The sequence below is a fragment of the Flavonifractor sp. An112 genome (assembly GCF_904377885.1).
Classification (GTDB): domain Bacteria; phylum Bacillota; class Clostridia; order Oscillospirales; family Oscillospiraceae; genus Flavonifractor; species Flavonifractor avicola.
This window is the reverse complement of sequence record NZ_CAJFGT010000088.1, coordinates 1-9754: the sequence shown is the minus strand read 5'-3', so window position 1 is coordinate 9754 and position 9754 is coordinate 1. Positions and strand designations below refer to the sequence as shown.

General features: G+C 59.3%; 13 protein-coding genes and 1 other annotated feature. Of the genes, 9 read left to right on the top strand and 4 right to left on the bottom strand.

Annotation, left to right across the window (positions count from 1 at the left end):
* The first annotated feature begins 64 nt into the window (after positions 1–64).
* The 6 genes from rsxC to IHN22_RS11370 are packed head-to-tail and all read left to right on the top strand — an operon-like array spanning position 65 to position 5243.
* Positions 65–1411, top strand: coding sequence for an electron transport complex subunit RsxC (gene rsxC / locus IHN22_RS11395; RefSeq protein ID WP_191435446.1), 1347 nt, complete (start codon positions 65–67; stop codon positions 1409–1411).
* Positions 1408–2469 carry an RnfABCDGE type electron transport complex subunit D gene (locus tag IHN22_RS11390; RefSeq protein WP_191435444.1) on the top strand — a complete coding sequence of 354 codons (1062 nt, stop codon included), beginning with the start codon at positions 1408–1410 and terminating at the stop codon, positions 2467–2469. The genes rsxC and IHN22_RS11390 overlap by 4 nt, the downstream gene beginning before the upstream one ends.
* A gap of 3 nt (positions 2470–2472) precedes the next feature.
* Positions 2473–3030 carry an RnfABCDGE type electron transport complex subunit G gene (locus IHN22_RS11385; protein ID WP_087388325.1) on the top strand — a complete coding sequence of 186 codons (558 nt, stop codon included), beginning with the start codon at positions 2473–2475 and terminating at the stop codon, positions 3028–3030.
* 14 nt (positions 3031–3044) lie between these two features.
* The gene (rsxE, locus tag IHN22_RS11380) at positions 3045–3728 is read left to right on the top strand and encodes an electron transport complex subunit RsxE (protein ID WP_087266853.1); all 684 of its coding nucleotides are present in this window, start codon (positions 3045–3047) and stop codon (positions 3726–3728) included.
* A complete protein-coding gene (gene rsxA, locus IHN22_RS11375; protein ID WP_087266850.1) occupies positions 3728–4318 on the top strand; it encodes an electron transport complex subunit RsxA in 591 nt (196 codons plus the stop codon). The genes rsxE and rsxA overlap by 1 nt, the downstream gene beginning before the upstream one ends.
* A gap of 22 nt (positions 4319–4340) precedes the next feature.
* Positions 4341–5243, top strand: a complete 903-nt coding sequence (locus IHN22_RS11370; protein WP_191435448.1) for an RnfABCDGE type electron transport complex subunit B — start codon at positions 4341–4343, stop codon at positions 5241–5243.
* A gap of 59 nt (positions 5244–5302) precedes the next feature.
* Here IHN22_RS11370 and IHN22_RS11365 read toward each other — a convergent pair whose 3' ends face one another.
* The 3 genes from IHN22_RS11365 to IHN22_RS11355 form a co-directional block, all read right to left on the bottom strand.
* Entirely contained in the window at positions 5303–5473 is a 171-nt protein-coding gene (locus IHN22_RS11365) for a DUF1540 domain-containing protein (RefSeq protein WP_087187715.1), read from the bottom strand.
* Between the two features lie 128 nt (positions 5474–5601).
* Positions 5602–6459, bottom strand: a complete 858-nt coding sequence (locus IHN22_RS11360; RefSeq protein WP_191435443.1) for a hypothetical protein — start codon at positions 6457–6459, stop codon at positions 5602–5604.
* Positions 6456–6983, bottom strand: a complete 528-nt coding sequence (locus IHN22_RS11355; RefSeq protein ID WP_191435441.1) for a gamma carbonic anhydrase family protein — start codon at positions 6981–6983, stop codon at positions 6456–6458. The genes IHN22_RS11360 and IHN22_RS11355 overlap by 4 nt, the downstream gene beginning before the upstream one ends.
* 117 nt (positions 6984–7100) lie before the next feature.
* Here IHN22_RS11355 and IHN22_RS11350 point away from each other — a divergent pair, with 117 nt between their 5' ends.
* The gene (locus IHN22_RS11350) at positions 7101–7313 is read left to right on the top strand and encodes a hypothetical protein (protein WP_087187718.1); all 213 of its coding nucleotides are present in this window, start codon (positions 7101–7103) and stop codon (positions 7311–7313) included.
* A 44-nt stretch (positions 7314–7357) separates the two neighbouring features.
* Here IHN22_RS11350 and IHN22_RS11345 read toward each other — a convergent pair whose 3' ends face one another.
* Complete coding sequence (locus tag IHN22_RS11345; RefSeq protein WP_191435439.1) at positions 7358–7900, bottom strand: putative ABC transporter permease; 543 nt, start codon at positions 7898–7900, stop codon at positions 7358–7360.
* 202 nt (positions 7901–8102) lie between these two features.
* Here IHN22_RS11345 and pyrB point away from each other — a divergent pair, with 202 nt between their 5' ends.
* Positions 8103–9161, top strand: a complete 1059-nt coding sequence (gene pyrB, locus IHN22_RS11340) for an aspartate carbamoyltransferase (RefSeq protein ID WP_087187720.1) — start codon at positions 8103–8105, stop codon at positions 9159–9161.
* 43 nt (positions 9162–9204) lie between these two features.
* Positions 9205–9417 (top strand) — a binding site (T-box leader).
* Positions 9418–9463: 46 nt separating this feature from the next.
* Positions 9464–9754, top strand: a 291-nt coding sequence (locus tag IHN22_RS11335; RefSeq protein WP_191435437.1) for a class I tRNA ligase family protein, incomplete at its 3' end; no start/stop codon positions are given.

Genomic DNA, 9754 nt, shown 5'->3' with positions numbered 1-9754 from the left:
GAGATACCGGTCAAACAACTCAGAAAAATGGCCCGTGTGTGGGTCAGATTTGCGAGGTGGACCTATGAAGCAAAGCTTTTACGGCGGCGTGCATCCCCATGACCGGAAGGAGCTGGCACGCCACAAGGAGATAGCGCCTCTGAGCGCTGCTCCCAAGCAGGTGGTCATCGCTATGTCCATGCATATCGGTGCTCCCTGTAAGCCCATCGTTGCTGTGGGCGATCACGTTAAGGTGGGTCAGAAGATCGGCGAGATCGCCGGTCTGGGCGCCCCCATCCACGCTTCGGTCTCCGGCGAGGTCAAGGCGGTGGAGCCCCGTCCCTATGTGGGCGGCGGCAAGTGTATGTCGGTGGTGATCGAGAACGACTTCCAGGATACCTGGGGCTCCGAGCTCGTTCCCCATCCCGATTACACCAAGCTGAGCACCGATGAGATCGTCAACATCGTGAAGGAGGCTGGCCTTACCGGTATGGGCGGCGCCGGCTTCCCCACCCATGTGAAGATCAGCTCGGGTATTGGCAAGGTGGACACCGTGATCCTCAACGGCGCCGAGTGTGAGCCCTACATCACCGCCGACCATCGCCTCATGCTGGAACATGGTGAGAAGGTTGTAGGCGGTCTGCGCATCCTCATGCAGGCCTTCGGCCTCAAGAGCGGCGTGATCGGTGTGGAGGCCAACAAGGAGGATGCCATCGAGCACCTGCGTGCTCTGGTGGGCGGCAAGGGTGACATCACTGTGGAGTCTCTGCGGACCCGGTACCCCCAGGGTGCTGAGAAGCAGCTGATCCAGCGCATCACCGGTCGTGAGGTGCCTCCCGGAGGCCTGCCCGCCCATGTGGGCTGCGCCGTGTTCAACGTGGGCACCGCTGCCGCCGTGTATGACGCCGTGGTAGAGGGCAAGCCTGTTACCCACCGCGTCATCACCGTCACCGGCGACGCCATCCAGGAGCCCAAGAACCTGATGGTGCCCCTGGGCGTGTCCTTCCAGGAGCTCATCAACGAGGCCAAGGGCTTCAAGGAGGAGCCTGAGCGCATCCTCACCGGCGGCCCCATGATGGGTATCGCTCAGTACGACCTGAACGTGACCTGCATCAAGGGCACCAACGCCGTGCTCTGCCTCACCAAGCACGAGGCTGCACCCGTGGTAGAGGAAGAGGTCTGCCTGCGCTGCGGCCGCTGCGTCAACGTCTGCCCCATGCACCTGACTCCCGTGTATATGCACCTGTATGCCGAGAAAGGTATGTGGAAAGAGGCGGAGGCCCTCAACGTCATGGACTGCATCGAGTGCGGTTCCTGCAACTACATCTGCCCCGCCCGCATCCATCTGGTCCAGTCCTTCCGCGTGACCAAGGGTGAGCTGCGGAATCTGGCGGCCAAGGAAAAAGCGGCAAAGGAGGCGGCCAAAGCATGAATGAGGAAAAGAAGCTGAATCTGACGGTGGCCTCGTCCCCCCACGTGGCCTCCCCCATCGATACCCAGAACCTGATGCGCGATGTGCTCATCGCGCTGGTGCCCGCCCTGGTCATGGGCGTGGTGTTCTTCGGCCCCCGTGCTCTCGTTGCCACTCTGATCTCTGTGGTGGCCTGCGAGTTCTTTGAGTGGGGCTATCGCAAGCTGATGAAGAAGTCCTGCGCCAACAAGGACCTGTCCGCTGCCGTTACCGGCGTGCTGCTGGCCTTCGTGTGCGCCCCCACTCTGCCTTACTGGATGCTGATCATCGGCGATTTCTTCGCCATCGTGGTGGTCAAGCAGCTCTTCGGCGGCCTGGGCCAGAACTTCATGAACCCCGCCCTGGGCGGCCGTGCCTTCCTGATGCTGTGCTACCCTGTGGCCATGACCACCTGGATCGTGCCCGGTATCGGTACCGACAAGTGGGCCGGCCTCATCTCCGGTGAGGTCACCATGTCCGGCGCTGACATCGTCACCGGCGCTACCCCCCTGTCCGCCGACTTCATGCACGGCGGCCTGCTGCCTGAGTCCTCTCTGCTGGACGCCTTCGTGGGCAATGTGGGCGGCTGTATCGGCGAGGTGTCCGCCCTCATGCTGCTGCTGGGCGGCCTGTACCTGATCTGGCGCGGCGTGATCCGTGCCCGCATCCCCGTGGCCTACATCGCCACTGTGGCCGTGCTTACCTTTGCCTTCCCCATGGGCGGCAATGACCGGCTGACCTGGATGCTCTATCAGCTGTGCACCGGCGGCCTGATGCTGGGTGCCTTCTTCATGGCTACCGATTATGTGACCAGCCCCGTTACCAAGAAGGGCGAGGTCATCTTTGGCATCGGCTGCGGTCTGCTCACCGTGTTTATCCGCTACTTCGGCGGCTATCCCGAGGGTGTGTCCTACTCCATCCTGATCATGAACTGCTGCGTGTGGCTCATTGACAAGGTGGGCAAGCCCAACCGTTACGGCGTTACCAAGGAAATGAAGGCCGCCGCCAAGGCAAAGGCCAAAGCCGGAAAGGAGGGCTAAGCCATGAGCGAAACTGTTACTAAGAAGAAAGAAGCCGGCATGGCCACTCTGGTCATTGTGCTGTTTGCTATCTGCGCCGTTACCGCTCTGCTGCTGGGCCTGACCAATGAGGTCACCAAGCCCTACATTGCGGCCAACAACGAAAAGACCACCCAGGAGGCCATGGCTGCTGTGCTGCCTGCCGACAGCTATGAGAAGGTTACCGATCAGTACACCGGCGGCGACGCTACCGTGGAAGACGTCTACAGCGCCGGCGACGCCGGCTATGTGGTGCAGGTCAAGCCTGCCACTTCCTTCAGCGGCAACCTGACCATTATGGTAGGCGTGGACGCTACCGGAGCCTGCTCCGGTGTGTCCATCGTCAAGACCGGCGAGACCTCCGGCCTGGGTTCCAACGCCAGCAAGGAGGATTTCCGTGCCCAGTTCGTTGGTGCCACTGGTGAGGTCCATGTGACCAAGGACGGCGGCACCATCGACGCGCTCACCGGCGCCACCATCACCTCCCGAGGCGTATGCGAGGCGGTTTCCTCCGCTATTGCCGCCGCGGCCAGCATGGGTTAAGGAGGGAACAAACCATGAATGCAAGAAAACAACTGATGGACGGTCTGTTCTATCAGAACCCCGTTACCGTCCAGCTGCTGGGTATGTGTTCCACCATGGCCATCACCACCACTCTGTTCAACGGACTGGGCATGGGTGTGTCCGTGCTGGTGATCCTGACCCTGGCCAATATTATCATCGCAGCTCTGCGTAAGATTATTCCCAACAATATTCGTATTGCCTGCTTCATCGTGGTCATTGCCGGTTTCGTGACCATCGTGGACCTGATGCTCCAGGCATTCGTACCTGCTCTGTCGGCCAGCCTGGGTCTGTTTATCCCTCTGATCGTGGTAAACTGTATCATTCTGGGTCGTGCCGAGTCCTTTGCTTACAAGAACGGCATCGGCGCTTCCGCCATGGACGGTATCTTCCAGGGCCTGGGCTATACCATGATCCTGGTGATCATGTGTGTGGTCCGTGAGTTCCTGGGCAACGGCACCATCATGGGCGGCCTGCTGGAGATCGGCAAGGACGGCAACCTGGCCTTCGGCCTGGGCACTGCCGCCGGCATTCGTATCCTGCCCGAGGGCATCCCCGCTCTGGGCATGATTCTCCCTGTGGGCGGCTTCATCACGCTGGCCGTGCTCATCGCTGCCATGCAGTACATTCTGAACAAGCCCAAGAAGGGCGAGAAAAAGACTGAGGAGGTGGCCAAGTAATGGATTGGGCAAACCTGTTTACCGTGGCCCTTGGCGCCATCCTGGTCAATAACTTCATCGTGGCCCAGTTCCTGGGTATCTGCCCCTTTATGGGCGTGTCCAAGAAGGTGGAGACGGCCTCCGGTATGGGCCTGGCCGTTATCTTCGTTATGGGTCTGGCTTCCGCTATCTGCTGGCCCATCAATGAGCTGATTCTGGTGCCCCTGGGGCTGACCTTCATGCAGACCGTGACCTACATCCTGGTCATTGCCGCCCTGGTGCAGTTCATCGAGATGTTCCTGAAGAAGTCCATGCCCTCCCTCTATGAGGCCCTGGGCGTGTACCTGCCCCTGATTACCACCAACTGCGCCGTGCTGGGCGTGGTGCTCCAGAACACCCAGAACAGCTACGATTTTATTACCAGCGTGGTATATGGCGTCACCGGCGGTATCGGCTTCCTGCTGGTCATCGTGATCTTCGCTTCCATTCGTGAGCGGATGGAGTTCTCCAAGTGCCCCAAGGCCTTTGAGGGCTTCCCCATCGCCCTGATGGCCGCCGGCCTGGTGGCTCTGGCCTTCATGGGCTTCTCCGGCCTGAAGGTCTTTGGTTAAGGGAGGCGGATGAATCATGGATATGAATACTGTTATCTTTGCCGTTGTGGTCCTGGCTGTGCTGGGCGCCATCTTCGGCCTGGTACTGGCCATCGCCGCCAAGGTGTTTTCCGTTGAGGTGGACCCCAAGGAGGAGGCTGTGCTGGCCTGCCTGCCCGGCGCCAACTGCGGCGGCTGTGGTTTCCCCGGCTGCTCCGGTTATGCTGCCGCTGTGGCCAAGGGCAAGGCCCCTGTCAATGCCTGCGCCGCCGGCGGCGAGGCTGTCGCCGCTCAGATCGGTGAGATTATGGGCGTATCTGCCGGTGCTGCTGTCAAAATGATCGCTCAGGTCCATTGCACCGGCTGCGGTCAGAACTACAAGCAGTACAACTATGTGGGCCTTCACGACTGCGTGGCCGCTTCCAAGCTGCCCGGCGGCGGCGATCTGGGCTGCTCCTACGGCTGCCTGGGCCTGGGCTCCTGTGAGAAGGTCTGCCCCTTCGACGCCATCCACGTCATCGACGGCGTGGCCAAGGTGGACGAGGACAAGTGCAAGGCCTGCAACAAGTGCGTGGACACCTGCCCCCGCCATATCATTGCACTGGAGCCCTACAAGACCAAGCGCCACGTCACCATTCCCTGCTCCTCCCATGACAAGGGTGTGGATGCCCGGAAGGTGTGCGACAACGGCTGTATTGGCTGTTCTCTGTGCATGAAGAACTGCCCCAAGGAAGCCATCACCATGGTCAACAACCTGGCCGTGATCGACTACGAGAAGTGCATTGGCTGCGGCATCTGCGCCCAGAAGTGCCCCCGCAAGCTGATCACCGTGGATGGCAAGGTGCCCGAGGTCAAGCCTGCGGCGCCCAAGGCTGCCCCTGCTGCCGCCGCCGCCCCCAAGGCGGAGGCTCCCAAGGCCGAGGCCCCTGCCGAGCCCAAGGAGTAATTCCAAATACAAAAAACAGGACCTGCTTTCGCAGGTCCTGTTTTTTGTTGCTCAGGTGCTTAGTGCTGGCCCAGCTGGAAGGAGGCGCACTCGGTGGAGGCGCACTTGGTGGCGTTGGGCTCGCAGCAGCCGACCTTGATCTCATTCAGGGTGCAGTAGTTCTGGCCGCCGCAGTGATGGGCACAGTTGGTGACGGAGCACTTGATGCTGTTGTTAGGGGTCTGGTTCATTGCAAATTCCTCCTTGTTACCGTGGTACGCTCCTAGTATGGGCGGAATGGAGGAACTCTATGCAGGTGTGTAGTAAAAAAATCTGCCAAAAGGGGAGAGCAGGTGGAAAAACAGAGGAGCAAAGCAGCTTAATCCTGAGTGGGATCGTCCTGATCTGCCGTTGTTTCCACATCGTCCACCACAGTGGGGATAAACTGGGGAGCAAATTTGCCCTTGCCGCGGTTTTTCACATAAAAGAAGCCGATGGTGGAAAAGACCACAGCGCCAATAAAATTCACGAACAGATCCTTCATGGTGTCGATAATGCCGATGTCCAGATAGCCGCCCAGCCCCAGAGATTGCTGGGCGCCGTCGGCAGTGACCACGATCACATCTGTAATATGTTTGATGGAGACAGGGTGATTGCCTCCGGTGGGGTCCAGCATCACCGAGCCAATGGAATTGACCACGGTATCCTTCTGCATATCCAGCAGGAAGAGCTGGTCCATCGAGAACTCAAAGAACTCCCAAAGCACGCCGATGGTCATAGAGAAGCAAAAGGCTACCACAGCCAGATAGACCGGAGAGAGGCTGAATTTTAGTTTTTCATTCCGGTTGAGGATGTCCAGCAGAGAGAAGCCGATGGCAGCGCACAGGAAACCGTTGAGGGTATGGAGCATGGTGTCCCAGTAGGGATACTGGATGTAGTAGGCTTGGATCTCACCAAGGATTTCTGCAGCAAAGATGAAAAGTAAGATGATAATTTCCAGCGTGTCCGGAATCTCCACACGAATGGTGCGCTCCAGGAAAGAAGGCAGCGTAAAGAGAAACAGGGTGAGAACACACAGAAACACGTTCTCAAAATTACCCTTGAAGGACTGGGCCACGATGGCCACAATAACCAGGGCCCGGAGAATGATATAGACTGCGGTCACACCGGGTTTGGCCTTTACCTCTTCTTTCAGCGCCTGTCGGCGCTGTCCCTTGGGGTGATGCTCTTTTTTCATGTTGTTACCTCCTGACCGACAGCGGGAAGTTGGGCCGCAGACAGCTCCCGATAGAGCTGGGCGGAGTGGGGCAGGGATTCCTGCTCATCCGGGCGCAGGGGCCGGACCGCTTTGGCAGGGGAACCCATCACCAGGCTGCCTGGCGGGATTACCGTGTTCTGGGTGACCAGCGCCCCGGCCGCCACCAGACTGCCTGCACCGATGACGCAGCCGTTGAGCAGGATGGCGCCCATACCGATGAGGCATCCGTCTTCTATTGTGCATCCATGGAGGATGGCGCCGTGGCCTACAGTTACATCCCGACCGATGACAGTGGGAAAGTCCGGGTCGCCGTGGACCACCGCCTGGTCCTGCACGTTGGAGCCTGTGCCCAGGCGGATGGAGCACTCATCGCCCCGCAGAACTGCGCCGTACCAGATGCTGGCGGCGGGGCCGACAGATACCTTGCCCACAAGGGTGGCATTGGCGGCGATTCTGGCCTCCGGGTGGAGCTGAGGAACATGGTTATCCAGAGAATGGATCATAGAAAGTGGGGCCTCCTTATCCGGATATATGGTATGCACACCATTATAGCCTGCCCCACATCAGCCCGCAAGTCAAATCTGCGTCACTGGTGCATAGACTGGGGTGGAGGTGAGCGCATGGAACTCAAACGCAATCAGATTACAGTAGGGGAGCTGCTGGACCATCCGGGCAGCCGGGCGGTGCTTCAGCGCCGGTTCCCTATGCTCTTCAAGCATCCCATCCTGGGGGCTGCCCGCTCCATCACCCTGGAGCAGATCCTCTCGGTAGCCCAGGCTTACGTATCCCAGAAGAAGATTGACGAGACGCTAAATGACCTGAGACGGGCATGAGGGACGCCCCCTTTCAGATACAAAAATCTGAAAGGGGGCGTTTTTCACGCTGGCTTTCGTCGGAACAGCCGGACATACCAGCGTAGAGAACCGGTATCCCGTGTTCGGCGCAGCAGAAGGGCGGTGAGTACCGTATCTACGCACAACAAAGCCGCAGCGGGTGGTGTGGCCCAGGTTGGAATGGCGGCAGCCAGCCAGGCAACCGTCGGATGGAGCAAATAATAGAGGGCCAGAGTCAATGCGCCCCAGTACAGGGAGAAGCGGAGGCAGATGTGCCGGCCCAGATGCAGAGGCAAATGGGAGTAATCCCAGAAGGATACCAGAAAGACTTTTTCATAAAAAAGACCCGCCAGAAGCTCTGCCGCCGTACAGATCAGAACCGCGGCAGGGAACAACAGAAGAGGCTGAGCCCGCACACACTCCGGCAGCAGGAGCAGACCCAGCGCGCCCAGCCCATAGACCGGGCAGATGGGAAGAAGCAGGCGGCACTTCCGGTCCTGCTTGGATTCACCACTCAGTCGGGCATAGCCTACCTCGATGAGAAAGCCGACAAAGCTATAAATTAGAAAGATCCAAAACAGCGACATGGCATAGCCTCCTTTGCTTTTTAGTGTGGGCATAACCTGAGCAAAGGATACCTGTCAGTCTTTACACAGAGCCGGGCAGATTGAACGGCGTAGATGTCAAGGAGGAGTGGGAAAAAAGTAGGAAATTTGTCCATTCTGCTCTTGCCGGAACGAGGGGAAATATGATACGATAGAAAAAATTCAAAAGGGGAAATGAAGCGTCATGCGGCATTTGATCGACTTTGGAGACCTGTCAAGGGCGGAGTGGGATTCCCTGTACCAGCGGTGCAGTGATATTATGGACCACCCCGCCGATTTTATGGACGCCTGCCGGGGGCGGGTGATGGCCAGCCTGTTCTATGAGCCCTCTACCCGCACCAACTTTTCCTTCCAGACCGCCATGCTGCGGGTGGGCGGTACCGTGTTCGGCTTTGCCGATCCCAAATCTACCTCCACCGCCAAGGGCGAGACCCTGAAGGACACCATCAAGATGGTGTCCGGCTACGCCGATGTGGTGGTCATGCGTAACCCCAAGGAGGGCGCCGCCAAGGCTGCTTCTCTTTACTCTGATGTACCGGTGATCAACGCCGGCGACGGCGGCCATATGCACCCTACCCAGACCACCGCCGACCTGACCACCATCACCCGCCTGCGGGGCGGTGTGGACGGCCTGTCCGTGGGCCTGTGCGGTGACCTGAAGAACGGCCGTACCGTTCACTCCCTCATCAAGGCCCTGGCCAAGTTCAAGGGCATCAAGTTTTTCCTCATTGCTCCCCGTGAGCTGGCGGTGCCCGAATATATGCGGGCCTTCATGCGGGAGAATGATATGTGGTTTACCGAGGTCACCGGCCTGGAGGCCGTCATTCCCCAGCTGGATGTGCTCTATATGACCCGTATCCAGCGGGAGCGCTTTGTGGATCCCCTGGAGTACGAGCGGTGCAAGGGCATTTACGTCCTCACCCGCCGGAAGCTGGACCGGGCCCGGAAGGACCTGCTGGTGATGCATCCCCTGCCCCGTGTGGACGAGATCGCCATCGACGTGGACGACGATCCCCGGGCGGTCTACTTTGAGCAGGCCCGCTATGGTATGTATGCCCGTATGGCGCTGCTCACCGACCTGGCCAATCAGGACCGTATGAGCCCCGGCGCCGTGGAGATCGGCACCAAGCCGGTGTGCTCCAACCCCAACTGCATCACCCAGACCGAGCACTACCTGCCCCCCCTGGTGAAGCAGAACGGCGGCGTGGATTGCTGCGCTTACTGCGACAAGGAACTGCGGTAAGCCAGAGGCTTGACATTTTCCCGAAAAGTGCATATACTATGTCCCAAAGGCTAAGATGGGAAGGAGTACCCCCGCGAAAGGTACAGAGAGGAGCCGGTTTGGTGCAAGGCTCTCCGGCGGTGGGGGGAAGGTCGTCCCAGAGCTCTGCCCCTGAACCACAGTAGGGGGCGGCGGAATCCTCCCGTTACAGAGGCAATGAGTGTCCTCATTTGAGGAAATTCAGGTGGTACCGCGGACTAACAGGTTCGCCCTGAGCAACAGCTTGGGGCGAACTTTTTTTGCCCCGAAAAGGAGTGTAACAGATGAAGAAAGAACTTCCCAAGGTCTATGAACCCCAGGAGGTGGAGGGCCGCGTCTACGAGATGTGGGAGAAAAACGGCTGCTTTGAGGGCCACCGTGATCCCGATAAAAAGCCCTTCACCATCGTCATGCCGCCCCCCAACGTCACCGGCCAGCTCCACATGGGCCACGCCATGGACTCCACCCTCCAGGATATCCTGATCCGCTTCAAGCGGATGCAGGGCTACGCCGCCCTGTGGGTGCCCGGCACCGACCACGCCGGCATCGCCACCCAGATCAAGGTGGAGGAGGAG